Source organism: Pseudescherichia sp., from assembly GCF_032052675.1.
Classification (GTDB): domain Bacteria; phylum Pseudomonadota; class Gammaproteobacteria; order Enterobacterales; family Enterobacteriaceae; genus Pseudescherichia.
Map to the genome: position 1 here is coordinate 1 of NZ_DAMBWA010000014.1, position 23,854 is coordinate 23,854.

The 23,854-nt window shown below is 54.7% G+C and carries 27 protein-coding genes, 1 pseudogene and 1 other annotated feature; of the genes and pseudogenes, 17 read left to right on the forward strand and 11 right to left on the reverse strand.

The features are described 5' to 3' along the window. Positions 1-286 precede the first annotated feature (286 nt). The 3 genes from clpB to rluD form a co-directional block, all read right to left on the reverse strand. Entirely contained in the window at positions 287-2,860 is a 2,574-nt protein-coding gene (clpB, locus tag RTX96_RS16755; protein WP_312269723.1) for an ATP-dependent chaperone ClpB, read from the reverse strand. A 131-nt stretch (positions 2,861-2,991) separates the two neighbouring features. After that, positions 2,992-3,723, reverse strand: coding sequence for a purine nucleoside phosphorylase YfiH (yfiH, locus tag RTX96_RS16760; protein ID WP_103821815.1), 732 nt, complete (start codon positions 3,721-3,723; stop codon positions 2,992-2,994). After that, a complete protein-coding gene (rluD, locus tag RTX96_RS16765; protein ID WP_103821814.1) occupies positions 3,720-4,700 on the reverse strand; it encodes a 23S rRNA pseudouridine(1911/1915/1917) synthase RluD in 981 nt (326 codons plus the stop codon). The genes yfiH and rluD overlap by 4 nt, the downstream gene beginning before the upstream one ends. A 133-nt stretch (positions 4,701-4,833) precedes the next feature. On the opposite strand from rluD, the gene bamD reads away from it, so the two are divergent. From bamD to pheA, 4 genes are all read left to right on the forward strand, one after another. After that, positions 4,834-5,571, forward strand: coding sequence for an outer membrane protein assembly factor BamD (bamD, locus tag RTX96_RS16770; RefSeq protein ID WP_103821813.1), 738 nt, complete (start codon positions 4,834-4,836; stop codon positions 5,569-5,571). 267 nt (positions 5,572-5,838) lie between these two features. Continuing rightward, complete coding sequence (gene raiA, locus RTX96_RS16775; protein WP_312671606.1) at positions 5,839-6,174, forward strand: ribosome-associated translation inhibitor RaiA; 336 nt, start codon at positions 5,839-5,841, stop codon at positions 6,172-6,174. 105 nt (positions 6,175-6,279) lie between these two features. Beyond that, positions 6,280-6,405 (forward strand) — a sequence feature (Phe leader region). Beyond that, a complete protein-coding gene (pheL, locus tag RTX96_RS16780) occupies positions 6,281-6,328 on the forward strand; it encodes a pheA operon leader peptide PheL (protein ID WP_181016674.1) in 48 nt (15 codons plus the stop codon). (Overlaps the previous feature by 48 nt.) A 40-nt stretch (positions 6,406-6,445) precedes the next feature. Then, positions 6,446-7,606, forward strand: a complete 1,161-nt coding sequence (pheA, locus tag RTX96_RS16785) for a bifunctional chorismate mutase/prephenate dehydratase (RefSeq protein WP_103821811.1) — start codon at positions 6,446-6,448, stop codon at positions 7,604-7,606. Here pheA and RTX96_RS16790 read toward each other — a convergent pair. The 3 genes from RTX96_RS16790 to aroF all read right to left on the reverse strand — a co-directional run bounded on the left by RTX96_RS16790 (position 7,603) and on the right by aroF (position 10,745). Further along, complete coding sequence (locus RTX96_RS16790) at positions 7,603-8,475, reverse strand: SMP-30/gluconolactonase/LRE family protein (RefSeq protein WP_312671607.1); 873 nt, start codon at positions 8,473-8,475, stop codon at positions 7,603-7,605. The two genes, pheA and RTX96_RS16790, sit on opposite strands and share 4 nt — an antisense overlap. A 68-nt stretch (positions 8,476-8,543) precedes the next feature. Further along, positions 8,544-9,665, reverse strand: a complete 1,122-nt coding sequence (gene tyrA, locus RTX96_RS16795) for a bifunctional chorismate mutase/prephenate dehydrogenase (RefSeq protein ID WP_042387500.1) — start codon at positions 9,663-9,665, stop codon at positions 8,544-8,546. A 9-nt stretch (positions 9,666-9,674) separates the two neighbouring features. After that, positions 9,675-10,745: a 3-deoxy-7-phosphoheptulonate synthase AroF gene (aroF, locus tag RTX96_RS16800; protein ID WP_103821809.1), complete on the reverse strand. Its 1,071-nt coding sequence runs from the start codon at positions 10,743-10,745 to the stop codon at positions 9,675-9,677. A 231-nt stretch (positions 10,746-10,976) separates the two neighbouring features. On the opposite strand from aroF, the gene RTX96_RS16805 reads away from it, so the two are divergent. Both RTX96_RS16805 and dgcN read left to right on the forward strand, forming a co-directional pair. Next, on the forward strand, positions 10,977-11,351 hold the full coding sequence (locus RTX96_RS16805; RefSeq protein ID WP_103821808.1) for a DUF2799 domain-containing protein: 375 nt from the start codon (positions 10,977-10,979) through the stop codon (positions 11,349-11,351). A 150-nt stretch (positions 11,352-11,501) separates the two neighbouring features. Beyond that, positions 11,502-12,710, forward strand: a complete 1,209-nt coding sequence (dgcN, locus tag RTX96_RS16810; RefSeq protein ID WP_312671608.1) for a diguanylate cyclase DgcN — start codon at positions 11,502-11,504, stop codon at positions 12,708-12,710. Here the strand turns inward: dgcN and RTX96_RS16815 are convergent. The 5 genes from RTX96_RS16815 to RTX96_RS16835 all read right to left on the reverse strand — a co-directional run bounded on the left by RTX96_RS16815 (position 12,696) and on the right by RTX96_RS16835 (position 17,138). Continuing rightward, entirely contained in the window at positions 12,696-14,090 is a 1,395-nt protein-coding gene (locus tag RTX96_RS16815; protein WP_312671609.1) for a PepSY-associated TM helix domain-containing protein, read from the reverse strand. The two genes, dgcN and RTX96_RS16815, sit on opposite strands and share 15 nt — an antisense overlap. A gap of 40 nt (positions 14,091-14,130) precedes the next feature. Beyond that, positions 14,131-14,595 carry a DUF2946 domain-containing protein gene (locus RTX96_RS16820; protein ID WP_312671610.1) on the reverse strand — a complete coding sequence of 155 codons (465 nt, stop codon included), beginning with the start codon at positions 14,593-14,595 and terminating at the stop codon, positions 14,131-14,133. Positions 14,596-14,841: 246 nt separating this feature from the next. Continuing rightward, on the reverse strand, positions 14,842-15,882 hold the full coding sequence (locus RTX96_RS16825; RefSeq protein WP_312671611.1) for a site-specific integrase: 1,041 nt from the start codon (positions 15,880-15,882) through the stop codon (positions 14,842-14,844). A gap of 33 nt (positions 15,883-15,915) precedes the next feature. Then, positions 15,916-16,314 (reverse strand): hypothetical protein, encoded by a 399-nt coding sequence (locus RTX96_RS16830; protein WP_312671612.1) that lies wholly within the window; start codon positions 16,312-16,314, stop codon positions 15,916-15,918. An 11-nt stretch (positions 16,315-16,325) separates the two neighbouring features. Further along, positions 16,326-17,138, reverse strand: a complete 813-nt coding sequence (locus RTX96_RS16835) for a helix-turn-helix domain-containing protein (protein WP_312671613.1) — start codon at positions 17,136-17,138, stop codon at positions 16,326-16,328. A 164-nt stretch (positions 17,139-17,302) separates the two neighbouring features. On the opposite strand from RTX96_RS16835, the gene RTX96_RS16840 reads away from it, so the two are divergent. The 11 genes and pseudogenes from RTX96_RS16840 to RTX96_RS16890 all read left to right on the forward strand — a co-directional run bounded on the left by RTX96_RS16840 (position 17,303) and on the right by RTX96_RS16890 (position 23,787). Further along, positions 17,303-17,527, forward strand: a complete 225-nt coding sequence (locus tag RTX96_RS16840; RefSeq protein WP_312671614.1) for a hypothetical protein — start codon at positions 17,303-17,305, stop codon at positions 17,525-17,527. Positions 17,528-17,563: 36 nt separating this feature from the next. Further along, positions 17,564-18,073, forward strand: a complete 510-nt coding sequence (locus RTX96_RS16845) for a phage regulatory CII family protein (protein ID WP_312671615.1) — start codon at positions 17,564-17,566, stop codon at positions 18,071-18,073. A 7-nt stretch (positions 18,074-18,080) separates the two neighbouring features. Continuing rightward, positions 18,081-18,278: a phage filamentation protein Fil family protein gene (locus RTX96_RS16850; RefSeq protein WP_312671616.1), complete on the forward strand. Its 198-nt coding sequence runs from the start codon at positions 18,081-18,083 to the stop codon at positions 18,276-18,278. After that, positions 18,275-18,646 carry a hypothetical protein gene (locus tag RTX96_RS16855; RefSeq protein ID WP_312671617.1) on the forward strand — a complete coding sequence of 124 codons (372 nt, stop codon included), beginning with the start codon at positions 18,275-18,277 and terminating at the stop codon, positions 18,644-18,646. The genes RTX96_RS16850 and RTX96_RS16855 overlap by 4 nt, the downstream gene beginning before the upstream one ends. A gap of 70 nt (positions 18,647-18,716) precedes the next feature. After that, positions 18,717-18,944, forward strand: a complete 228-nt coding sequence (locus RTX96_RS16860; RefSeq protein WP_103177047.1) for a DUF2732 domain-containing protein — start codon at positions 18,717-18,719, stop codon at positions 18,942-18,944. Continuing rightward, the gene (locus RTX96_RS16865; RefSeq protein WP_312671618.1) at positions 18,944-19,168 is read left to right on the forward strand and encodes a TraR/DksA family transcriptional regulator; all 225 of its coding nucleotides are present in this window, start codon (positions 18,944-18,946) and stop codon (positions 19,166-19,168) included. The genes RTX96_RS16860 and RTX96_RS16865 overlap by 1 nt, the downstream gene beginning before the upstream one ends. Further along, a complete protein-coding gene (locus tag RTX96_RS16870) occupies positions 19,165-20,019 on the forward strand; it encodes a DNA adenine methylase (RefSeq protein WP_312671619.1) in 855 nt (284 codons plus the stop codon). The genes RTX96_RS16865 and RTX96_RS16870 overlap by 4 nt, the downstream gene beginning before the upstream one ends. Further along, positions 20,016-20,854 (forward strand): annotated as a pseudogene (locus RTX96_RS16875) (hypothetical protein). The gene RTX96_RS16870 and the pseudogene RTX96_RS16875 overlap by 4 nt, the downstream one beginning before the upstream one ends. Beyond that, positions 20,851-23,058: a replication endonuclease gene (locus RTX96_RS16880; RefSeq protein WP_312671620.1), complete on the forward strand. Its 2,208-nt coding sequence runs from the start codon at positions 20,851-20,853 to the stop codon at positions 23,056-23,058. Before RTX96_RS16875 ends, RTX96_RS16880 begins: the two are co-directional and overlap by 4 nt. Before the next feature lie 150 nt (positions 23,059-23,208). Further along, positions 23,209-23,388 (forward strand): hypothetical protein, encoded by a 180-nt coding sequence (locus RTX96_RS16885; protein ID WP_088475197.1) that lies wholly within the window; start codon positions 23,209-23,211, stop codon positions 23,386-23,388. Between the two features lie 75 nt (positions 23,389-23,463). After that, positions 23,464-23,787: a hypothetical protein gene (locus tag RTX96_RS16890; protein ID WP_312414061.1), complete on the forward strand. Its 324-nt coding sequence runs from the start codon at positions 23,464-23,466 to the stop codon at positions 23,785-23,787. Positions 23,788-23,854: the final 67 nt, after the last annotated feature.

The window sequence follows — 23,854 nt, forward strand, 5'->3', positions numbered from 1 at the left end:
GCGTATATTACGCTTTCCTCATTCAGAGTCAAGCGTTTATTTTCGCTTTTCTCTGGCAGAACTTCCGGAGAAGTTCCGCTGACCCGGCGGCTTGCTTGCCGTTGTTCCGTGTCAGTGGTGGCGCATTATAGGGAGTTATTTCAGACTGACAAGTATAAAATTAAAAAAAGTTATCGATAGCCTAAATTTTAGGCGAAACGGTGATTCAAAGCACAATTCTGCCTGGTTTATAAACAAAAACGAGCCCCGCAGGGCTCGTTTTATGCTTTTTACTCTCGACAATGCGTTACTGCACGGCGGCAATGCGGTCGTCTTTCACCACCAGCTGTACCGTTTTTCCTGGAATCAGCTCGCCGGAGAGGATCTGCTGCGCCAGCGGGTTCTCGATCTGTTGCTGGATAGCGCGTTTTAGCGGACGCGCCCCGTATACCGGATCGTAACCGTTCGCACTCAGCAGCTTCAGTGCCTCATCAGACATCTGCACCTCATACCCGCGCTCTTCCAGACGCTTATAAAGGCGCTGCAGCTGGATCTGGGCAATTGAGGCGATATGTTTCTCACCCAGCGGATGGAATACGACCACCTCATCGATACGGTTGATGAACTCCGGACGGAAGCTATGGCTTACTACACCCATCACCATCTCTTTCATATGGCCGTAGTCCAGCTCACCGAAGCGCTCCTGAATCAGATCGGAACCCAGGTTCGAGGTCATAATCACCACGGTATTACGGAAGTCCACCGTGCGCCCCTGCCCGTCCGTCAGGCGTCCGTCATCCAGCACCTGTAAAAGAATGTTGAATACGTCCGGGTGCGCTTTCTCTACCTCATCCAGCAGAATGACAGAATAGGGACGACGACGTACCGCCTCGGTCAGATAGCCACCCTCTTCATAGCCGACGTATCCCGGAGGCGCACCCACCAGCCGTGACACCGAGTGTTTCTCCATAAACTCGGACATATCGATACGCACCATCGCATCGTCGCTGTCGAACATAAAGTTAGCCAGCGTTTTGCACAGCTCGGTCTTCCCTACCCCGGTTGGCCCAAGGAACAGGAAGGAGCCAATCGGACGGTTTGGATCGGAGAGACCTGCCCGGCTGCGGCGAATGGCGTTCGATACCGCTTCGACGGCCTCGTCCTGGCCAATCACGCGGCTATGCAGCTGCTGCTCCATACGCAGCAGTTTTTCGCGCTCGCCTTCCATCATGCGGGCCACCGGAATACCGGTCCAGCGCGCCAGGACTTCAGCAATCTCGGTATCGGTAACTTTGTTACGCAGCAGGCGCATGGTTTTGCCTTCCGACTGCGTTGCCTGCTCAAGCTGTTTCTCCAGCTCGGGGATCTTCCCGTACTGCAGCTCGGACATGCGGGCCAGGTCGCCAACGCGGCGGGCCTGCTCAATGGCAATCTTCGCCTGCTCCAGCTCGGCTTTAATAGTCTGCGTTCCCGAGAGCGAGGCTTTCTCCGCCTTCCACTCCTCTTCCAGCGCAGAGTACTGGCGCTCTTTATCAGCCAGTTCGCCGTTGAGCATATCCAGACGCTTGATGCTGGCGTCATCGGACTCTTTCATCAGCGCCTGCTGCTCCAGCTTGAGCTGGATAATGCGCCGGTCCAGACGGTCCAGCTCTTCCGGCTTGGAGTCGATCTGCATACGGATGCTGGATGCGGCCTCATCGATCAGGTCGATGGCTTTATCCGGCAGCTGGCGGTCGGCAATGTAGCGGTGGGACAGCGTCGCCGCCGCCACGATGGCCGGGTCGGTGATCTGCACATGGTGATGCAGCTCATAGCGCTCTTTCAGCCCGCGCAGGATAGCGATGGTATCTTCAACCGACGGCTCGGCAACGAACACTTTCTGGAAGCGTCGCTCCAGCGCGGCATCTTTCTCAATATACTGACGATACTCGTCCAGCGTGGTTGCGCCGACGCAGTGCAGTTCGCCGCGGGCAAGCGCCGGCTTCAGCATGTTCCCGGCATCCATTGCGCCATCGGCCTTGCCTGCGCCTACCATCGTGTGCAGCTCGTCGATAAACAGGATGACGTTGCCCTCCTGCTTCGCCAGATCGTTAAGCACACCTTTTAAGCGCTCTTCGAACTCACCGCGATATTTCGCCCCGGCCACCAGCGCGCCCATATCCAGCGCCAGCACCCGGCGGCCTTTCAGCCCTTCCGGCACTTCGCCGTTAACAATCCGCTGTGCCAGTCCTTCCACAATGGCAGTTTTACCTACGCCCGGCTCCCCAATCAGCACCGGGTTATTTTTGGTACGACGTTGCAGAACCTGAATAGTACGGCGGATCTCTTCGTCGCGGCCAATGACCGGATCGAGCTTGCCCTGCTCGGCACGCTCGGTAAGATCGACGGTAAATTTCTTCAAGGCCTGACGCTGGTCTTCGGCCCCCTGATCGTTCACGCCTTCTCCTCCGCGCATCTGTTCAATTGCCTGGGTCACGTTGTTGGTATTCGCTCCCGCTGCTTTCAGCAGATCGGCGAGCGTGCCGCGCGACTCCAGCGCCGCCAGAACAAACAGCTCTGACGAAATAAAGTTATCGTTACGTTTCTGCGCCAGCTTGTCGCAGAGGTTAAGCACCCGCACCAGATCCTGGGACGGCTGAACGTCGCCGCCGGTACCCTCTACCTGCGGCAGGCGGCTGAGCGCCTGGTCAATGGCGGTGCGGAGCTGGCCCGCGTTGACACCGGCAGAGGTGAGTAACGGACGTACCGATCCCCCCTCCTGTGTCAGCAAGGCGCTCATAAGATGAAGTGGTTCGATATATTGATGGTCTTGCCCCAGCGCGAGTGACTGAGCGTCGGCAAGAGCAAGCTGGAATTTATTAGTAAGACGATCCAGACGCATAACTCCTCCCATAATACAGGTCAAATTTGCTACTGGAGATTAAATGAGGTCATCCCTCAATTATTCAAGGTTAATGATCTAAATTATGTACAAAGAATGTTACACGCACTGGATCGTCTTGATTCTTTAGGTTATATCAGCCAAATGAAACTTGCCAGACGCCCGGTGGTTTTGTCGCGGCGATAAGAGAAGAATTCACTTTGCTCGCTGAAGGTGCACCGGTCGCCACCGTAGACGGCATCTACGCCGACGCGGGCCAGCCGCTGACGGGCAAGCTGATAGATATTGGCAAAATATTTTTCGCCTGCCGCACGAAATGCCGCTGAAGCGTTCGAATCTTCAGCAATAAACGCGTCACGTACTTCCGGGCCAACTTCAAAGGCGTCAGGACCAATGGCCGGCCCAAGCCAGGCGATGATGTTTTCTGGCTTATCCGCAAAGCAGGCTACCGTCTCCTCCAGCACGCCCGCGCACAGACCGCGCCAGCCCGCATGCGCGGCGGCGACTTCGGTTCCCGCACGGTTACAGAACAGCACCGGCAGACAGTCGGCGGTCATCACGGCGCACACCGTGCCGGGGGTATTACTGTATGAGGCATCTGCCCGCTTAGAGGCATACGGTTCGCCGGAGAGCGGTAGCACCGTTTTGCCGTGCACCTGCTCGAGCCAGACGGGCTTTGAGGGCAAACCGCCTGCGGCAAACAGCCGACGACGGTTCTCTTCGACATGCTCAGGGTTGTCGCCGCAGTGTGCGCCCAGGTTCAGGGAGTCCCAGGGGGCGAGGCTCACGCCGCCGTTGCGGGTCGAACTACAGGCCGCGACGCCTTCAGGCAGCGGCCACTGCGGAACAATCAGCGATGTCATAGCCAGTCAACGTCCTCTTTATGGGTTTCGAAATCGGCGCGCATGGCGTCGATCAGATCGATCATATCCTGTGGGATTGGCGCATGCCACTCCATCTCGATACCGGTAATCGGGTGATAGAGACGCAGCATAGTGGCGTGCAGCGCCTGGCGATCGAACTGACGCAGGGCAGTAATAAATTCATCAGACGCCCCCTTCGGCGGACGCGGACGGCCACCGTAGAGCTGATCGCCCACCAGCGGATGGGTAATGTGCGCCATGTGAACACGGATCTGGTGCGTACGGCCTGTCTCAAGGCGCAGGCGCAGACGCGTGTGCACACGGAAGTGCTCCATAATGCGGTAGTGGGTCACCGCAGGCTTACCCATCGGATGCACCGACATATGGGTACGCTTGGTGGGGTGGCGGCTGATCGGCTCTTCCACCGTACCGCCCGCTGTCATATGGCCAATGGCAACGGCCTCATACTCACGGGTGATTTCGCGCAGCTGCAGGGACTCTACCAAACGGGTCTGAGCCGGAACGGTTTTGGCGACCACCATCAGGCCGGTAGTGTCTTTATCCAGACGGTGCACAATACCCGCGCGCGGCACGTCAGCGATCGGCGGATAGTAGTGCAGCAGCGCATTCAGCACGGTGCCGTCAGGGTTACCTGCGCCCGGATGCACCACGAAGTCGCGCGGCTTGTTGATCACGAGAATATCGTCATCTTCATAGACGATGTTGAGCGGGATAGCCTGCGGCTCAAAGCGCGCCTCTTCTTCGATCTCGGCATTGATGGCGACGCGCTCGCCCCCCAATACTTTCTCTTTGGGTTTGTCGCAGATTTTGCCGTTGACCTGCACGCGCTGGTCAAGGATCCACTCTTTTATGCGCGAACGTGAATAATCCGGGAACATTTCGGCCAATGCCTGATCTAAGCGTTGACCGAGTTGATTTTCGGACACCGTTGCGGTGAGTTGTACTAGTTGTGCCATAGACAGCTTCTTCGTTAACCTTGGGTTTTTACGGCTTCGCCGTTTAATATAGTGTGCTATTGTAGCTGGTCTTAATCGGGAGCAGGAACAGAGAATCCTCCCGCATAAACATTTTGAGGAAAGTCAAAACGTCATGACGCGCATGAAATATCTGGTGGCAGCCGCCACGTTGAGCCTGGCTTTGGTGGGTTGCTCCGGTTCAAAGGAAGAGGTGCCTGATAATCCGCCTAATGAGATCTACGCGACTGCCCAGCAAAAGTTGCAGGACGGTAACTGGAAACAGGCAATAACGCAACTGGAAGCGCTGGATAACCGTTATCCGTTTGGACCCTACTCCCAGCAGGTTCAGCTGGATCTGATCTACGCCTATTACAAGAATGCCGATCTGCCGCTGGCCCAGGCCGCGATCGATCGCTTTATCCGTCTGAACCCGACTCACCCGAACATCGATTATGTAATGTATATGCGCGGCCTGACCGACATGGCGCTGGACGACAGTGCATTACAGGGTTTCTTCGGCGTCGATCGTAGCGACCGCGATCCTCAGCACGCCCGCGATGCGTTTAATGACTTCTCCAAGCTGGTACGCGGCTATCCGAACAGCCAGTACGTCACCGATGCGACCAAGCGCCTGGTCTTCCTGAAAGATCGTCTGGCGAAGTATGAGTACTCCGTGGCGGAGTACTACACCGAACGCGGCGCGTGGGTGGCAGTGGTGAACCGTGTAGAAGGCATGCTGCGCGACTACCCTGATACGCAGGCGACGCGTAACGCCCTGCCGCTGATGGAAAACGCCTATCGCCAGATGCAGATGAACGCTCAGGCGGAGAAAGTCGCGAAGATCATCGCCGCCAACAGCAGCAGTACCTGATTGCTCAGAAACACCAACGGCAGCTCTCGGGCTGCCGTTTTTTTATGCGGTTTCGGCTGCCTCTAAAGAAGTAGAGCCGCTACGCAACCTATCAACTATGACTCCCCTTCCCCTATCCAGCAAGTTAAATCTCACCTCTTCCTGTCCTGCCTCACAAAATGTCGTCATTGACAAAAAGTGACAAAAATACGTGATCTTAATCACACTTTTTGACCTTAAGAACGGTATGCTGAGATCACCTGGACGGAAAGACAAGAGGTAACATCTATGACAGTGAACATTACCAGTAAACAAATGGAAATTACTCCGGCAATTCGCCAGCATGTCGCAGACCGTCTCGCCAAGCTAGAAAAATGGCAAACTCATCTGATTAACCCCCATATCATCCTCTCGAAGGAGCCACAGGGTTTCGTTGCTGATGCAACCATTAATACCCCTTACGGACAGCTGGTCGCCAGCGGCCGACACGATGATATGTACACCGCTATCAACGATTTGATTAACAAGCTGGAACGGCAGCTCAATAAAGTGCAGCACAAAGGTGAAGCCCGGCGTGCCACCACCTCGGTGAAAGACGCCAGCTTCGTTGAAGATGAAGAGTAGTCCTTTACATTGAGTGTCTCATCCACGCGCCTTCGGGCGCGTTTTTTATTGACAGGGTGAAAACAGTACGGTTACTTTAACTTGCAGACACGCACAGGAATCTCCCATGAAACAGACGCCGTTTTTCTTCGCACGCTTTTTTACCTTCCCCTGAACGGGAGGCGTTTCGTCGTATGAGAATGAGTGCGAAGACGAACAGCAAGGCCTCCCAAACCGGGGGGCCTTTTTTTATGGCTGATACACACATAACGATAATGACTAAGGCAACACTATGACACCGGAAAACCCGCTGCTGGATCTGCGTAAAAAGATAAGCGCCCTGGATGAGCAACTGCTGGCGCTGCTGGCCGAGCGACGCCAGCTTGCCGTTGAGGTGGGCCGGGCTAAGCTGACCTCCCACCGTCCAGTGCGCGATATCGATCGCGAGCGCGATCTGCTGGAGCACCTGATCCAGCTGGGCAAAACGCACCATCTTGATGCGCACTACATTACCCGCCTGTTCCAGCTGATTATTGAAGATTCCGTCCTGACCCAGCAGGCCCTGCTTCAGCAGCATCTTAATAAAACCAACCCGCACTCGGCGCGGATCGCCTTTCTCGGCCCCAAAGGCTCCTATTCGCACCTGGCCGCACGTCAGTACGCGGCGCGCCACTTCGAACAGTTTATTGAGAGCGGCTGCGCCAAGTTCCACGATATTTTTCAACAGGTAGAGACCGGTCAGGCCGACTATGCCGTCGTGCCGCTGGAGAACACCAGCTCCGGGGCGATCAACGACGTCTACGATCTCCTTCAGCACACCAGCCTGGCGATCGTCGGTGAAATGACCGTGCCCATCGATCACTGCGTGCTGGTCTCGGGCACCACCGATCTGAGCAAAATTGAAACGGTCTACAGCCACCCGCAACCCTTCCAGCAGTGCAGCCAGTTTTTGAACCGCTATCCGCAGTGGAAAATTGAGTATACCGAGAGCACCTCGGCGGCGATGGAGAAAGTGGCCCAGGCGAAGTCGCCTCATGTGGCGGCGCTGGGCAGCGAAGCGGGCGGCGCGCTGTACGGCCTGCAGGTACTGGAGCGCAACCTGGCAAACCAGACGCAAAACATCACCCGTTTTATTGTCCTGGCGCGTAAACCGATTAACGTTTCCGATCAGGTGCCGGCCAAAACGACGCTGCTGATGGCCACGGGCCAACAGGCCGGGGCGCTGGTTGAGGCGCTGCTGGTGCTGCGTAACCACAACCTGATTATGACCAAGCTGGAGTCACGGCCCATTCACGGCAACCCGTGGGAAGAGATGTTCTATCTGGATATCCAGGCTAACCTGGAATCTGCATCCATGCAGAAAGCCCTGCGTGAGCTAGGCGAGATCACCCGCTCGCTAAAAGTGCTGGGCTGCTATCCTGGCGAGAACGTTGTCCCGGTCGATCCGGCTTAACGCTCAATAAAGGGGGATCTCTTCACGCCTGCCAAGCTCACCGGCAGGGTGAAGATGGCCCCGGAGAGTGGGTACTTCGCCAGTTCGTCCTGCTTCATATTCTCCCGGGTGGTGGTGATAAACAGCGTCTTCATATCCTCACCGCCAAAGCAGACCATCGTTGGACAGCGCACCGGCAGTCGATACTCTTCCAGTTGCTCACCTTCAGGAGAGAAACGTGCGATGCGCCAGCCGTCGTACAGCGCGCTCCAGTAGCAGCCCTCAACGTCCGTCGCCGCGCCATCCGGCTGCCCCTCTGCTTTTTTAAAGGTGCGAAACACCTCGCGCTTGCCGGGCTCGCCCTGCTCATCCAGCGGCGTGCGGTAGATCACCTCCTGCGGCGTATCGGAGGTATACATCCACTTCCCATCCGGGCTAAACGCTAATCCGTTGGCCCCAAGAATATCGCACTGGATCACCTTCGGGGTCAGATCGTTATCGACCCGCACCAGCAGCGCGCCGTTGTAATCCTGCGGCGCCCAGAAAGTGCCAGCGTAAAAACGACCAGCATGATCGGTCCCACCGTCGTTGAAACGCGCCAGCTCCGGGTTAGAGGGGTTATCACACACTTTATGCGTCAGCAGGCCACGCTTGTCCGCCAGCCAGATGGCACTCCGCATCGCAACGATGAAACCGCCCTTCTCGCGCAGGGCAAAGCAGCCCACCTCTTCCGGAAACCGCAGGACGGTATGCTCAGCGGACGCCAGATGATAGCGATGGATCTCCCCCTCCAGAATATCGGCCCAGTACAGCGCCTGTTCCGATTCGCTCCAGACAGGACATTCCGGCAGTTGGCCGGTGTAATCAAACAGCAGTTGCGGCTCAGCCATAGAGACTCCCATACAGTAAAAAGGCCAGCGGGTAACCCACTGGCCTTAAAGTATATACAGCTTTTAACCTATTGACGGTTGTCGTTTGCCTGACGCAGCAGCACCCGACTTTCGCTCTGGAAGCGCTGGGCGTAGTCGCCAAACCAGTGCTCAACCTTGCGGAAGCTATCAATAAAGGCCTGCTTGTTGCCCTGCTCCAGCAGCTCAATCGCTTCGCCAAAGCGCTGGTAGTAACGTTTGATCAGCGCCAGATTGCTCTCCGACGCCATAATGATGTCGGCATAGAGCTGTGGATCCTGGGCAAACAGCCGCCCAACCATCGCCAGCTCCAGACGGTAGATGGGCGAGGAGAGCGCCAGCAGCTGCTCCAGCTGTACGTTCTCTTCCGCCAGATGCAGCCCGTAGGCAAAGGTCGCGAAGTGGCGCAGGGCCTGAATAAACGCCATGTTCTGGTCGTGCTCGACGGCGCTGATACGGTGCAGACGGGCGCCCCAGACCTGAATCTGCTCCAGCAGCCACTGGTAGGCTTCCGGCTTGCGTCCATCGCAGTAGACCACCACCTGCTTCGCCAGGCTGCCGCTGTCCGGGCCGAACATCGGATGCAGTCCTAATACGGGCCCCTTGTGCACGCTGAGCATGGCCTGCAGCGGCCCGCTTTTCACCGAGGCCAGATCGACAAGAATGCAATCCTCCGGCAGCGGCGGCAGCGAAGCAATCACCTGCTCGGTGACATGGATAGGCACGCTGACGATCACCATTCCGGCGTCAGCGACGATATTGCCCGCCTGCGCCCAGTCATCCTTCTCCAGGATACGCACCTGGTAGCCGGAGAGGGTTAGCATCTTCTCAAACAGTCGTCCCATCTGACCGCCGCCGCCTACAATCACTACCGGACGCAGGGTCGGACAGAGGGTTTTGAATCCTTTATCATTTTCGCTGGAGTAGGACTCGCGCATCACACGCCTGAGCACATCCTCAATCAGATCCGGCGGCACGCCAAGCGACTCGGCCTCCTGACGGCGGGAAGCCAGCATGGCGGCCTCACGCTCGGGCACGTAAATCGGTAGGCCATATTTACTCTTAACCTCGCCGACCTCGGCCACCAGATCCAGACGCTTCGCCAGCAGAGCCAGCAGCGCCTTATCTACTTCATCAATTTGATCGCGCAGGGCGGTCAATTCAGCAACCATAACAACCTCTTAAGCCAGACGTGCTGCCAGATGCCCACGCAGATGTTGATTAATCTCACGCAGCAGCGCGTCGGTCGTCTCCCAGCTGATGCAGGCATCGGTCACGGAGACGCCATGTTTCATATCGCCACGCGGCTGCTCCGATGACTGATTACCTTCATGAATATTACTTTCGATCATCAGGCCAATGATCGACCGGTTACCATCTTTAATTTGCGCCACGACGGATTCAGCGACCGCAGGCTGGCGGCGGTAATCTTTATTGGAGTTACCGTGGCTGCAGTCTACCATCAGAGCCGGCTTCAGGCCCGCCTGGGTCATCTCTTTCTCACACTGGGCCACGTCTGCCGGGCTGTAGTTCGGCGCTTTGCCGCCACGCAGGATCACGTGTCCGTCCGGGTTGCCCTGGGTTTGCAACAGGCACACCTGACCGGCCTGGTTGATGCCGACAAAACGGTGCGGCATCGCCGCCGCGCGCATGGCGTTGATCGCCGTCGCCAGGCTGCCGTCGGTACCGTTCTTAAAGCCAACCGGCATCGAGAGGCCGGAGGCCATTTCACGGTGAGTCTGGGACTCGGTAGTGCGTGCCCCGATAGCCGACCAACTAAAGAGATCGCCCAGGTATTGCGGGCTGTTGGGATCCAGCGCTTCGGTCGCCAACGGCAGGCCCATGCTGACCAGCTCCACCAGCAGGCTACGGGCAATTTTCAGCCCGGTTTCAACATCAAACGAACCATCCATATGCGGATCGTTAATCAACCCTTTCCAGCCGACGGTGGTGCGGGGTTTTTCAAAATAGACGCGCATGACCAGGTAGAGGCTATCGCTGACCTCCTCGGCAAGGGCTTTAAAGCGGTGAGCGTACTCAATGGCCGCCTGCGGATCGTGAATAGAGCAAGGCCCGCATACCACCAGCAGACGCGGATCGCGCCCGGCAATAATGTCGGAGATGGTCTGGCGCGATTGCGAGATCTGCGCCTCCTGCTCTGCCGTCAGTGGAAATTCCGCCTTCAGGCGTTCCGGAGTGATTAAAATCTGCTCGTCGGCGATATGGACATTATTCAGCGCGTCTTTTTGCATGATGGCGATCCTGGTCATTTGTGGCGATAGTTCGTTGCGATAGTGTTCTCAGCAGAGAGTAACCTAACACTATCATAAACGGTAAAGATTTCAATCCATATTCCGTACATTATTGTTTACAATAACCCCTAAAACGCAATTTATTTGCGCTTTAAATGTAAATAAAAATGTACATAACGCAACCTAACGGCAACCAGGCTACGCTTAAATAAAAGAAAAAGGAGCACGACGATGAAACCTGGAATGTACGCACTTTTAGCCATTCTGCTGTCTGGCTGTTCGGTTGAACCTTACACACACGCTCCCACCTGGACCGGTACCGACTGGTACAGCGCTGGTAAAGACGACGCTCTCTCTGGCGCGGTAGTCAAAGAGAACAGCGTTCTGGCTGCGTTACATAACGATGCCGACGTTAATCGAAGCCGTTATCTGGAAGGCTACAAGGCAGGTCTGAAAAGGATCTGCCACGACGATTTTCTCTATGCCTGGGGCCGCGCAGGTAAAATCTACCCTGCCGGCTGCGATACCCAGGAGAGTGCCAAACAGCTGCGTAGTGCCTGGCAAGCGGGAATGAACGAAGGAACCCGCGACGCCATCCTCAATTAATTGCTGGAATATTATTCAATCTGTGAATAAGTCGCGATCAGCCCTGGGCTACCCAGGGTAATATAACCACGATCGTACCAGGGTCTATGCAGGTAAACGCTGTTTTTTCTGCTACGTGTAATTACCAGCCGTCGTTGCGGGGAAATAATGATGAATACGGATCTTTCACGCCCAACCTTTAAGCGAACCCTACGCCGAATCAATATTATTAACGTGATTATTACGATGACGCTGGTCTGGTTTCTCATCTCCGTCACGTCGGTACTGACGTTAAAGCAGTATGCCCTACGCAACTTAGAGCTGACGGGCGCGACCATGAGCCGCAATCTGGAATTTGCCCTCGCCCGCCATGATGCCGCCGCCGCAGCCGATACGCTCTCTACGCTCGGTCAGCGGGGTCTCTACAGCGCAGCAGAGGTGTGGGATGCGAAACAGCATGTTGTGGCTGGCTGGTCCTCGATGCCGGAGAATAGCTATGACAAAGCCAGCGATCTGATCCGCCAGGCGTTGCTTCCCCAAGCGGTTACACAGCCGATCATGCACAACGGTAAGCAGATTGGCGAGCTGCATCTGACTGCCCAGGCCGGCCTGATTGGCCACTTTATCCTGCTCTCCCTCGGCGTACTGACCGGCTCTATCCTGTTTGCCTCCGCCGTGGCGCTCGCTATCAGCCGCTACCTGCATAACGGCGTGTTCAACGCCCTGCAAAATATCACCGACGTGGTGCATGACGTCCGGACCTACCGCAACTTCTCCCGCCGTGTCGCCGACGAGCGTATTGAAGAGTTCCATCGCTTTGGTCAGGACTTTAACAGCCTGCTGGATGAGATGGAGGAGTGGCAGCTGAGTTTACAGGCGCGCAATGCTCTGCTTTTACGTACCGCACTGCACGATCCACTGACCGGGCTGGCTAACCGTGCTGCGTTTCGCAATGCCATTACCACCCTGATGAAGGATGAAATCGCCCAGAGCCGCTCGGCGCTGCTGTTTCTGGACGGGGACAATTTTAAATACATCAACGATACGTGGGGACACGCCGTCGGCGATGGCGTCCTGATTGAGGTGGCGAAAAGGTTAACCGCCTTTGGCGGTAAGCAGCATATGGCCTACCGCCTCGGCGGGGATGAGTTTGCCATGATCCTGACCGGGGTGCACACCGAGCATGAGGTTAAGCGTCTCTCAAACACGCTGGCCCAGCAGTTCTATCACCCTTTCGATCTGCATAACGGCTCTACCACCATGATGACACTCAGCATTGGCTATGCGCTGGCATGGGAACACGCCAGCGCCGAGAGCCTGCTGGAGCTGGCGGATAAGAACATGTACAAGGTCAAGCAGCGCCACTCAAAGACGCCCTGACTCCTGATCTGGCTGCAGCCGTGCTGCGCTGGCCCGTCGCCAGCGCAGAATATCGATAGCGATAAACAGCAGCAGGCTCATACCCAGCACCGGCAGCGCCAGACCAATCAGCACGGCGATGACCAGGGTGAGTAGCCGGCCTCCCCTGCCCAGCGCTAGCCAGCTCTGCGCCAGAGTCTGTACGGGGCTGATCCCCCCCTGCACCGGACGGCGGATCCACCATAGCCGGTAGCCCACCACGATGCTGACGCACAGCGCGCCGCCAAACAGGATCAGCGCCAGCTGGTTGGGTAGACCAAACAGCACGCCCATATGGAAATCGACGCCCCAGCGGGTTAGCTTTGCCATCAGTGGGAAATCTGCAAAGCGCGTCTGGTCGATCGTCGTCATAGTATGGCCATCAATCGCCACGGCATCGACCTGCGTCGGCCAGGCCCGGTCTATTTCTGTTACCGTCCATGCCTGGTCCGCACTGCGCGGCGGGCGGATCTCAAGACGAGACGCATTGATGCCAGCCTGACGGGCAACCTGCACTACTTCATCATACTGGACGCTGTCGGTGTCGCCCTCCTCCATTGGCATCGTCATCCCCTCATGGTGCTCGTGATGGGCATGATGCTCCGCATGAGGATCGGCAGGCTGGGCAGGCCCGTGCAGCTGAGTATTCACCTGTGGCGTCATCCAGCCCAGCGCCGCACGCATTTTATCGACGTTACCGCCCGCCCACTGGGACCAGGTCAGGCCGGTCGCGGAGAAGAGCAGCATGCCCGCCAGCAGCACCCAGCCCAGGCTCACATGCAGGCGACGGCTGTTTTGCACCCGGTTGTTGATCCGCCGTTTCGGCCGGGTAAACCACCATAGCGCAATCCCGCCGAGGGCAGCGATCCACATCCACGATGCCGCCAGCTCGCTATAGAGCCGCCCGGCATCGCCGAGCAGCAGAGAGCGATGCAGGTAATCGATGGTCTGACGCAGAGGCAGAATGCCGCTGGTGCCGTAGACGGTCATATCGCCTTTTACCGCCAGGGTCACGGGATCGATAAAGATAGCCCGGTTCTCGGAGACGCCGAGTTGCGGATCGGCAAACATCACCCGCGTCGTCTCCCCGTCGATAAGACCAGGGCGGACAGCGTGCAGACGCAGCGTTCCGCCGGTCACCTTCTCGGCCACCGCCACCTGCTCGGCCAGCGGCTGTCGCTCGCCGGTAACGGATCCGTAGAGTGCATCGTGATAGAGCGCACTCTCCAGCTGCGGGGTTGCGACATAGAGCGTCCCGCTGAGAGCAGCGATAAAGATAAACGGGCCCACAAAGAGGCCGATGTAGAAATGAAGACGTCGCAGCAGGTTTACCCATGCCGCGCGCGAAGTGCAGGTCGTCATACTTTTCCTTTCTAAGGCAAAAAGTTATTGATTGAGTTTTTTAAAGGGAAAAAGCAGACAGGCGCGGCGGCGCGCGGGTATCGGGGCAGAGCCAGGGAGAGAAGTGCCAGTGGCGCACGGTGGGCCGTGGCGGTGTGATGCGTACACGGAACAGAAAGCCACAGAGCAGAACGATAAGCGCAAGGATCACGCCTGGCACATGGGCCAGCAGCACGCAGTAGCCGCACGCCTCGGCATGGTCGACCGGCATGCTTTGCGACGCGGGCTGATGCGCGGGCATGACATGTTCAGGCATTGCGTGATGTTCAGGCATTACTTGATGTTCAGGCATAGCATGCTGCTCTGGCATCATCGACATCTCGTGATGCATGCCAGGCATCGCGCTCATGGGATCTTTTTGCAGCGCGACGGAGATCTGCGGCGCAACCACGATCAGCAGGATCGCAAACAGCGCGGTCAATGCCGCTGCGCGTTTCCATGTTGAGTGATGCATCAGGTTAGCCACTAGCCCTCCGGTCGAGAGCGAACATTGTAATGGATTTAGCACGCCGGGGTTAACAGATCGCGCGCACAGGCATAAAAAAAGGGGCCAGCCCACAGGCCAGCCCCTTTTTATCAGGATGTCGCGAAAGCGAATCTTAGTTAAGACGCTTTTAATAGACCTTATTGATACCAAAGGAAAAATTAAATAAAACAGTAAGTTAAATGTATCCTAAGTGCAGCGAAGGGCAATCGCAAACATCCCGGATGGTCATAAGGTGGACATCATGGCCTTAGGTTCTGCAATAGGGTTGAGTACGGCCGCTTCTTCCAGATGGTCTGGAGCAAAATGCGCATATCTCATTGTTTCCCGAATGTTTGAATGTCCTAATATCTTTTGTAAAACAAGAATGTTTCCGCCGTTCATCATAAAGTGAGCGGCAAAGGTATGCCGCAAGACATGGGTCTTTTGCCCCTCGGTCAGAACTATATCCGTCAGCGCGAGCATCTTCTTGAACTCTTGATAGCAAGGCTTGAACATGGGTCCCTGCCGTGAAGATAGTTCGTCATAAAGCCATTTCGGTATGGGAACGGTTCGATTCTTCTTGCCTTTGGTTTTTGTGAAGGTCAACTTGTAAGGTGAAAGTTGCCAGCGTGAGAGCCGTTCAGCTTCACTCCATCGCGCCCCGGTCGCTAAGCATACTTTCACAATAGTAGTCAGGTTGTCCTTTCCGTACTGCTCGCAGGCCTTGAACAACTGGACAATCTGCGGAGGCGTTAGCCAGGACATTTCTTTTTCTGCTTCTGCGAAAACCCTTATCCCTTCCAACGGATTGGGAAGAGTCCATTCTCCCAGCCGTTTCAGCTCGTTAAAAACAGCCATCAAATATTGCTGCTCTCGGTTGACTGTAATGGGCTTTACTATCCAATCCGCCGGGTCCTTATGGAAACCGTTGTCAATCTCGCCCCTAAGTCGGCGATCACGATAATGCGCCCAATCTTTAGCAGTCAGCTGGGCGGCTATTGGATTGCCCAGGCCGTTACATACAATTTGCAGTTTAGCCAGTCGCGTCTTGCTTGCTACCAATGCCTGTCCATGCAGGTTATGCCAAAGCTCTATAATCTCACTTAAGCGCCTGCGATCTTCTTTTTCACCCATCCAGGGCTTATTCTGAGCTTCATCACGATAATATTGTTCATACGAAACAGCCTCGCCTTTTGTGGCGAATTTTTTTCTAATGCGGCGGCTGTCTTTTCCATCAACACGGAAATCGGCAAGCCATTCTCCAGAAGGAAGTTTCTTTGCTGTCATATCGCGGCATCTCTAAAAATAATCAAAAAAACATCAGGGGTATTTTTTCATCCGTTCCTTGAAAAATTCATTTGCATTAGTTCCTTCCGAGTACCCGTATTCATCACAAGACTTTGCATCAATATCAAATGTATACCCTTGCATTTGCCAATGATTAAGAATCCTGATACTTTTCAGCGTATCATCCGGCCATTTAGAATCCTCACTAAACCGGGAAGAGCAAACGCTTTCAGCCGCAGTTAGGGCCATAAGGTCGCCTAAATCCTCATCCTGGTAAATGACGGTTAAAATCTGATTATCCAACTTTATTGTTTCTATCCTTAGACCTGACAAAGCATCAAGAATAGGCTGTGGGATTTGCCTAGAAAAAGATGAAAATGAAGTAATTAATAAAAAACTTAAAGAGAAAGCCTTCGCTATGTTAATAAGCATAAGTATTCCTTTTAAACATTTTTTTCAATTGAAAATATAACCTGTCCAATGCAAACAACGTCATCGGCATTGCATGCGAAGCTTGCGCCTGAGTTAATTAATTTAACTTGTATTTTATTAGAGGGAATGCGGATAACATCATATACATCATGAATACCATCAATACTAAGCATCCAACGTCCATTAGAGACATCGCGCTTATTTTCATCAATGAGCCAATCGAATGTTTGGCCTTTGATGTAGGCAGGCTTACTTGTTTGCTTAGGTATGAAATCCTTGTCTACTGCCCGCACACCATTTTCTTCTAACTTCCCGGACGACAAAGTGAAGCACGGGATGGCAACAGTAGAATTGGCAGTTTCAACTACCTCAAATTTATTGCCTTTACCAGTCGCCAACCAGCTTAACGAAACGCCAGTATCTAATGCGCACGCAACCACTACGTCGCCGGGAAAATGATTGCGACGAACCCAGGTGCTCATGGTCCCTGAAGAAAGCCCCAGCAACTCACCTAGCTGCTTTTGCATTGTGAAGCCATATGCAAGCATCAGCCTTTGCAGCAGAGCCTGTCCGCCACTCTTTAAGATCTCGTTATAGATGGACTGCTCGCCTGTGAACTTTGCAATTCCAGCCCCCTCATTACTCGCATTTGCAAGCTCACCACTCAGAAGCCAGTCAACATCTTTACCTGTCGAATTGGCGCATTCGTACACATATCTAAAAGGAATGCTATCTCTGGAGAGCCAGTTACTCATTGTTGAGATTGGTATTTTCGTAAGATTTGAGAGCTCAGTGTTACTGGTTACGCCATAGGCCAGCTTCATTCGGTTAAGTATTTCCTTCGGGGTTCCCTTCTCATGTCCCATTTATTTTCACCCTTCCTGCTCTTTTGGGGTTGACCTTACCCACATGAGCAATTAATCTTGCCCATGAATCAACAAATGCACGCCAATGCATCAAAACAACAACTAACCGGAGATAATCACCCATGACTCCACAAATTGCAATCCCGTCAGGCCCCGATCTGATGACGTACGAAGAGTTTGCAGTACAGTACGGCTATTGCGTCCGCACCGTAAAACAAATGGTTGAAGACGGCGATCTTATCCTCATGCCTCGCAAAAAGCCTGGCGGTGCAGCTCGTATCAATATGGTCGCGTTTCGCGCTCGTCTATTGGCTCAGGGGTTGAACTGCAAATACGTTGCTGCATGAGCAACTTGATTATGCAAGTTGAAAAGGACTTATTGCATGTTAGATTTTCGCGTTTCGTCACATACACATTTTGATGATGCTTGCAGAAAGTTCGCTGCAACACACAACGTTAAAGAGCTAGCTGTAAAGGCGGGCATCAAGCCGCACACGCTTTATAACAAACTTAACCCTGAGCAACCGCACCAGTTAACGCCACGTGAAATATGGGCGCTGACTGATCTGACTGAGGACTCAACTCTTGTTGATGGGTTTTTGGCTCAGATTCATTGTCTGCCTTGTGTACCGGTGAACGAGCTGGCACCCGAGAAAATGCAAATTTATGTCATGCGTGCGATGGGTGAACTCGGCGAACTGGCAACCGGTGCCATATCAACGGAACGGCTGACGCCAGCCCGTAAGCACGGAATGATCGAGTGCGTTAATTCTGGCATCAGAATGCTGACGTTAACGGCCATCGCACTGCAAGCACGCGTCCAGGGCAACCCGGCCGTAGCCAGCGCTGTAGATACTGTCAGCGGTATCGGCGCAACCTTCGGGCTGATGTGAGGTGAGCATGAAACATGAACCCTCGTTCGCATCGCTGCTTGTTCGTCAAAGTCCGTCCATGAGCTACGGCCACGGCTGGATCATGGTAAGCGATCGTAAGCGCTGGAATCCCAGCCGCGACCAGTCGGCATTATTAAGTGAACTGCACACTGTGCGCCCCGCGTCGTTTAAGCGTCGGGTTAAAGCTTTTTTGAGGTTGATATGATTAACAACATGTCCGCACCAATCAACGCGGGTGCGATGCCATTTAATAATGCTGGTTGTGCTGATGAGCAGCCGGTGAAGATGTCCGGCGAGGAGTGTTTCGCCCGGTTTCATCAAAAACTAAAAGCAACGCAGAACGGCGCGCTGCGTAATTTCAACAAGCTGAATGATGATTTCAAATTCGTTGTCATGACGCTTGCGAACCGCAACGAGCCAGGCGCATTTAAAAGCGATGAGGTCGGCAGGCCGTTTGAATATTTCGACCAGTCCCGCCGGTTGTTACTGATTAAAGCGATGAATGATATAGCTCGCTGGGGCGAAATTTTACCCCGTCGTTTCTCGCCGCATGAGAGCGTACTACCTGAGTAATTAACCCCAAGCGAAATTAATGGCGTAAACCCGCCGGGCATTCTTTTGCCCAAATTCTGGAGAAATGAATATGCGAAATACCGAAACCCGCAAGTTTAAAGCTGACAACGATGCGCTGACCGTATTGCTGACAGCCGCAAAAAACGAGGAGCGTAAAGACCGCGCCCTCGCCGTTTCAATCCGTCTTGAGTCGCTGGCTATCCACATCACCCAGCAGGGGCTGAACGGCAAAGAAGCCGCCGAGCTGTTGCGCCGTGAAGCGGCCCGCTTTGAAAACGAATCTCAGGAGCTGCACTAATGGCCGACTCAATGGATCTCGCACAGCAGCGCGAACAGGAAAACCGTGAGCGCCACACCCACAAAGCACGTAGCCGTCCGGCTGCGCCTTCTGCGTTTTTCTGCCAGGCGTGCGGCGTCGATATTCCTGCTGCTCGCCGGGCGGTTATTCCGGGCGTGCAGTGCTGCGTCACCTGTCAGGAAATCGCCGAGCTGAAAGGCAAGCACTACAAGGGGGCTGTATGAGCACAATCCTGAAATGGGCGGGCAATAAAACCGCCGTTATGCCGCACTTGAAAAAGTACCTGCCTGCTGGCCCGCGACTGGTTGAACCGTTCGCGGGTTCCTGCGCTGTGATGATGGAAACTGATTATCCCAGCTATCTCGTTGCGGATATCAACCCTGACCTGATTAACATGTATCAGCAGATTAAGGATGATGTGCTCGGCTTTATTCATCTCATTGAGCGCCTGTATGCGGAGCTCAATACCGAAAGCGGCTATTACAAATGCCGTCAGTATTTTAATACTGGTGCACTTAGCCCTATGGATAAAGCGGCATATTTTCTTTATCTGAATCGCCATTGTTACCGTGGGCTGTGTCGTTATAACCGTGCCGGGCATTTCAATGTGCCATACGGTAATTACAAAGAGCCGTACCTCCCGATTTCTGAAATCCGCGCCTTTGCTGAAAAGGCCCAGCGCGCAACGTTCATTTGTGCCGGTTACGAAGACACCCTGGCGCAGTTGCTGCCCGGCGATGTGGTTTACTGCGATCCGCCGTATGACGGTACATTTGCCGGTTACCACACCGCAGGTTTTAGCGAGGATGACCAGTATCGGCTGGCCTCAATTCTGGATCGCCGGTCATCAGAAGGTCATTCGGTTGTTGCCTCCAACAGCGACACGCTTCTGATCGGCTCGCTGTACCGTAATTTCACCCTTCATAAAATTACAGCCGCCCGCAGCATGGGCGTGGCCGCCGGTAAAAGCAAATCTGCCGCTGAGGTTATCGCTGTTTCTAAGTCGTTCTTCTGGACGGGCGTCGATTATGCCGATGCTGTGGACTTCTCTGTGTTTCATGTGGGGCTTGCATGAGTCGGGGCGGTTCCGTGACTAACGTTGTCCATTATCACGGAACACCTGTGTGGGGTGGCGCTGGCGACGTTCATCGAATTGCGGTGAGCGGCGCTGGCGCTTTTGTGTCGTATGCGCGACCCGATCAGCTTGCCGCCTCTTTTCGTCATGCCGCTGCTGTTGCGATAGATAACGGTGCATTTTCCGCATGGAAGCGCGGCCTCGTTATCAACTGGTCCGAGTTTTATGAATGGCTAATCCCTCACTACCACAACCCTAAGTTGAGCTTTTTTGTTATCCCAGACGTGATCGAGGGGGGGGCGAGGCAGATAACGATGCTCTTATCGCCAGTCTGCCTGGCTGCCTTCGTGATAAAGCTGCGCCTGTGTGGCATTTGCATGAATCACTTGATCGCCTGGTTGAGCTGTGCCGGGAATGGCCTCGCGTCTGTTTTGGTTCTTCCGGCGAATATGCCGTTATCCGAACCCAGCTCTGGCACCGCCGTATGAAAGACGCGTTCGAAGCTGTCTACGGTAAACATAATTTCAAAACCATGATTCATGGCCTGCGGATGCTCGATGGCCGGGTGCTGGGTAATTACCCGCTGGCAACTGCTGACAGCACCAACCTTGCCTGTAATGTTCCGAAGTTTGAGGCCAAATATCCTGAACTGACCCGAGCCATCCGTGAAGCTGACTATGCGCAGGGGTTATCTGAGCAGGAACTGATAAATATGATAAAGCGTAACCGGTGCGCAATCCTTAAAAATACGATTGAGGCTGTTCGCCCGCCCGCTGTCTGCAACTGGCTATCCAGACCCGCGCAGCCCCTGCAACTGGCGCTGGAGTTTGCATGAACGGATATGCGCACAGCTGGAATGCTCCACGCGAGGCCATTGCAAGCCCGTACCTCACACACGCAGAACAGCACCGTCGCGATCAGCAGGTTGCAGCGTTGCTGCGTGCGCGCCATGAACTTGAGAGGCAGCCGGATTGTGTGCGTTACGACGTGCGCCGCCGCGCTGATGAGCTGGAGCGTCATCACGGTTTAGAGCGAGCCAATGCCTTCCTGGTGAATTTTACCCGGAAGGCACTGCCGCGCCTTGAGCTGGTTAAAAATAAATACAGCATCGACGAGATCGCATCAGAGGTTTCCGTTGCTACGTTCAGCGGTGATTTTGACGCTGCTGACGTACGCTTTATGGCGTCCCGCCTGGTAAACTTGACGGCCCGCTACAATCGCCTGCCGGATATGTCAAAAGCAGATATCGATCTGCTGGCCGGTGATATCGCGAATTTCATTATTTCCGAACTGGGCACCATCGAGGTGGAAGCCGGCAGCGACCTGAAAATCCTGCACGCCTCCTACCACTGCGCCGCACGCATCACCCGGCATTTCAGAAATGCGCCGCCGCTGTGGGAGCGTATCACCACTAAATTCGTGACAGCTGAGGATGTGGCCCCGGCAACCCTGCGCATGGCCTCAGAAAAATGGTGGCAGGGCCGCCTGCGCCGTGTCGCTGCTGAGTGGCGCGAGCATCTGCAAATTGCCCTTGGCAATGTCAGCAAAACGCGGAAGGCGTACGCAAGCAAAGGTTGCGTAACGGAGTGGCGCGAGCAGAAACGCCGCACGCGTGAATTTCTCAAAGGGATGGAACTGGAAGACGAGGAAGGCAACCGCATCAGTCTGATCGACAAATATGACGGCAGCGTGGCTAATCCGGCGATCCGTCGCTGTGAGCTGATGACCCGCATCCGCGGCTTTGAAAACATCTGCAACGAGCTGGGCTATGTCGGTGAGTTTTACACCCTCACCGCCCCGTCAAAATTCCACGCAACAACCCGCGCCGGTTATCGCAACACCAAATGGAACGGCTCCAGCCCGGCGGACACCCAGCGTTACCTTACCGGGCTGTGGGCCAAAATCCGCGCCAAACTTCACCGCGATGAGATTCGCGTGTTCGGGATCCGAGTGGCCGAGCCTCACCACGATGGTACGCCGCACTGGCATATGCTGATGTTCATGTTGCCGGAAGACGTGACCCGCGTACGAGCCATCATCAGTAAATACGCCTGCAAGGAAGACCGTCAGGAACTGAAAAGCGATAAAGCCCGCAAGGCCCGCTTCCATGCTGAGGCTATCGACCCCGACAAGGGGAGCGCAACTGGCTATGTTGCGAAATACATCAGCAAAAATATCGACGGCTACGCCCTGGACGATGAGCGCGATGACGAGAGCGGCGAAACGCTTAAAGAGACCGCGCCCGCTGTTTCTGCCTGGGCGGCCCGCTGGCACATCCGGCAGTTTCAGTTTGTTGGCGGCGCGCCGGTCACCGTTTACCGCGAGCTGCGTCGAATGGCTGACGCAGAAACGGCGCGCGGCCTGAGTATCGAATTTGCCCTTGTACATGACGCAGCTGACGCAGGCGACTGGGCCGGTTATGTAAACGCCCAGGGCGGCCCGTTCGTACGCCGTGACGATTTGCAGGTGCGCACCTGGTACGAAAGCAGCGATTCGGTCAATGACTACGGCGAGGAAACCGTCCGTGTTAAGGGCGTTTACGACACCGAGGTTGGCGACGGCTCGCCGATCGTGACCCGCGTTGTGCAGTGGAAAATTGTACCGAAGCGGGCCGTTGACCTGGCCGTTGACGTTAAGGGCGCTCCTGCGCCCTCTCGGAGTTCTGTCAATAACTGTACGGGGGATCCGGTGCCGGATCCCGGCATCGATCTCACCAAACCTCTAAACCGACGCGAGCGCAGACAGTTAACGGAGCGTTTGCGGAAGAAAAAAACGGCTACCGGGCAAAAATTCGACCACGTTACAGAGCAGAACGCGGCGGCCATAGCCAGGGCAATTGACGAAATGCACCTTTTAACCGGCGAAACACTCAGCCGGGGAGAGGCGCTGTCGTTAATTTCCGGCGCGGCGCTGTTTATTGGTGGCCGCTGGCGTAGAGGTTCGGCGAGTGGTGATGTGTATGCTGCTAATACGCCAGCCTCAGCTAGGGCGACCAGCATCATGAACAGGGTGCGCCAGCTCGAAAAGGCCGCAAAATAACGCTGCGAATTTACAGGTAAGCGCGGTTAACCATTGTTGCGCTTAACAATTTCCCTCAGACATATCCGATTGAAAGATAAAAAAACATTTCACTTCCCAAAGTTTTTTATATACTGTGAATATATACAGTATTGTTGTGAGGGGGGGATTATGATTCTGGAAGATTCAAGTCGTGCGCATAAGTGGGCCTGCGTGCAGTTCATTGCCGAAGTATCGTTGTTAGCCAATTGCAAACCGTCCGATCTAAAGTTGGCGCTGAGCCTTATCGCCGATTTAGCTCATCAAGAAAATGAAGAAACGGAAAGCAATATTTTTTACGAAGCAAAATGAGATAAGCCCATGAATAACAAAACTTAAGTTTTGATTTTCATGGGGTTGAACAACGAGCGAAGCGAGGCGTTAGTTATGGGATTTCCTAGCCCGGCACAGGACTATGTAGAGACTGTCCTGACTCCAAACAGCTTATGCGGCATCACAGCTAACAGTCGTATTATTGAAACATCAGCAGGTTATGCGGTGATTAACCCCGCATTAAAATGCCCGCCTGGTGCGGACGTTCTGATCCAGGCATTCGGGCGTACGCATTTCGCAAAAGTTGCCGGTCACTCTTTTATAACATCCGACGGCGAAGCGCTGGAAGGTGAAGCACTGGACGATGTGGTTGTTTTAGGCAGGGTTACGCACCTCATCAACCGCACAATCAGCGATGATAACTGCCCTGTGATCTGATGGTTTTATCATTGCCGCGCCGTTCACGCGGTTGTGCATGTCTATGGTGCATGAAAATGAAGGATCG

What these genes read in the sequence shown, in the direction of transcription:
- RTX96_RS16880 (WP_312671620.1), top strand. Translation starts at nt 20,851, where the DNA reads ATGAACGGATATGCGCACAGCTGGAATGCTCCACGCGAGGCCATTGCA.
- RTX96_RS16840 (WP_312671614.1), top strand. Translation starts at nt 17,303, where the DNA reads ATGACTCCACAAATTGCAATCCCGTCAGGCCCCGATCTGATGACGTAC.
- tyrA (WP_042387500.1), bottom strand. Translation starts at nt 9,665, where the DNA reads ATGGTTGCTGAATTGACCGCCCTGCGCGATCAAATTGATGAAGTAGAT.
- RTX96_RS16865 (WP_312671618.1), top strand. Translation starts at nt 18,944, where the DNA reads ATGGCCGACTCAATGGATCTCGCACAGCAGCGCGAACAGGAAAACCGT.
- RTX96_RS16815 (WP_312671609.1), bottom strand. Translation starts at nt 14,090, where the DNA reads ATGACGACCTGCACTTCGCGCGCGGCATGGGTAAACCTGCTGCGACGT.
- RTX96_RS16835 (WP_312671613.1), bottom strand. Translation starts at nt 17,138, where the DNA reads ATGAAGCTGGCCTATGGCGTAACCAGTAACACTGAGCTCTCAAATCTT.
- clpB (WP_312269723.1), bottom strand. Translation starts at nt 2,860, where the DNA reads ATGCGTCTGGATCGTCTTACTAATAAATTCCAGCTTGCTCTTGCCGAC.
- RTX96_RS16890 (WP_312414061.1), top strand. Translation starts at nt 23,464, where the DNA reads ATGGGATTTCCTAGCCCGGCACAGGACTATGTAGAGACTGTCCTGACT.
- rluD (WP_103821814.1), bottom strand. Translation starts at nt 4,700, where the DNA reads ATGGCACAACTAGTACAACTCACCGCAACGGTGTCCGAAAATCAACTC.
- RTX96_RS16885 (WP_088475197.1), top strand. Translation starts at nt 23,209, where the DNA reads ATGATTCTGGAAGATTCAAGTCGTGCGCATAAGTGGGCCTGCGTGCAG.
- RTX96_RS16870 (WP_312671619.1), top strand. Translation starts at nt 19,165, where the DNA reads ATGAGCACAATCCTGAAATGGGCGGGCAATAAAACCGCCGTTATGCCG.
- raiA (WP_312671606.1), top strand. Translation starts at nt 5,839, where the DNA reads ATGACAGTGAACATTACCAGTAAACAAATGGAAATTACTCCGGCAATT.
- RTX96_RS16860 (WP_103177047.1), top strand. Translation starts at nt 18,717, where the DNA reads ATGCGAAATACCGAAACCCGCAAGTTTAAAGCTGACAACGATGCGCTG.
- RTX96_RS16825 (WP_312671611.1), bottom strand. Translation starts at nt 15,882, where the DNA reads ATGACAGCAAAGAAACTTCCTTCTGGAGAATGGCTTGCCGATTTCCGT.
- RTX96_RS16790 (WP_312671607.1), bottom strand. Translation starts at nt 8,475, where the DNA reads ATGGCTGAGCCGCAACTGCTGTTTGATTACACCGGCCAACTGCCGGAA.
- RTX96_RS16850 (WP_312671616.1), top strand. Translation starts at nt 18,081, where the DNA reads ATGAAACATGAACCCTCGTTCGCATCGCTGCTTGTTCGTCAAAGTCCG.
- dgcN (WP_312671608.1), top strand. Translation starts at nt 11,502, where the DNA reads ATGAATACGGATCTTTCACGCCCAACCTTTAAGCGAACCCTACGCCGA.
- bamD (WP_103821813.1), top strand. Translation starts at nt 4,834, where the DNA reads ATGACGCGCATGAAATATCTGGTGGCAGCCGCCACGTTGAGCCTGGCT.
- aroF (WP_103821809.1), bottom strand. Translation starts at nt 10,745, where the DNA reads ATGCAAAAAGACGCGCTGAATAATGTCCATATCGCCGACGAGCAGATT.
- pheA (WP_103821811.1), top strand. Translation starts at nt 6,446, where the DNA reads ATGACACCGGAAAACCCGCTGCTGGATCTGCGTAAAAAGATAAGCGCC.
- yfiH (WP_103821815.1), bottom strand. Translation starts at nt 3,723, where the DNA reads ATGACATCGCTGATTGTTCCGCAGTGGCCGCTGCCTGAAGGCGTCGCG.
- RTX96_RS16855 (WP_312671617.1), top strand. Translation starts at nt 18,275, where the DNA reads ATGATTAACAACATGTCCGCACCAATCAACGCGGGTGCGATGCCATTT.
- RTX96_RS16830 (WP_312671612.1), bottom strand. Translation starts at nt 16,314, where the DNA reads ATGCTTATTAACATAGCGAAGGCTTTCTCTTTAAGTTTTTTATTAATT.
- RTX96_RS16845 (WP_312671615.1), top strand. Translation starts at nt 17,564, where the DNA reads ATGTTAGATTTTCGCGTTTCGTCACATACACATTTTGATGATGCTTGC.
- RTX96_RS16805 (WP_103821808.1), top strand. Translation starts at nt 10,977, where the DNA reads ATGAAACCTGGAATGTACGCACTTTTAGCCATTCTGCTGTCTGGCTGT.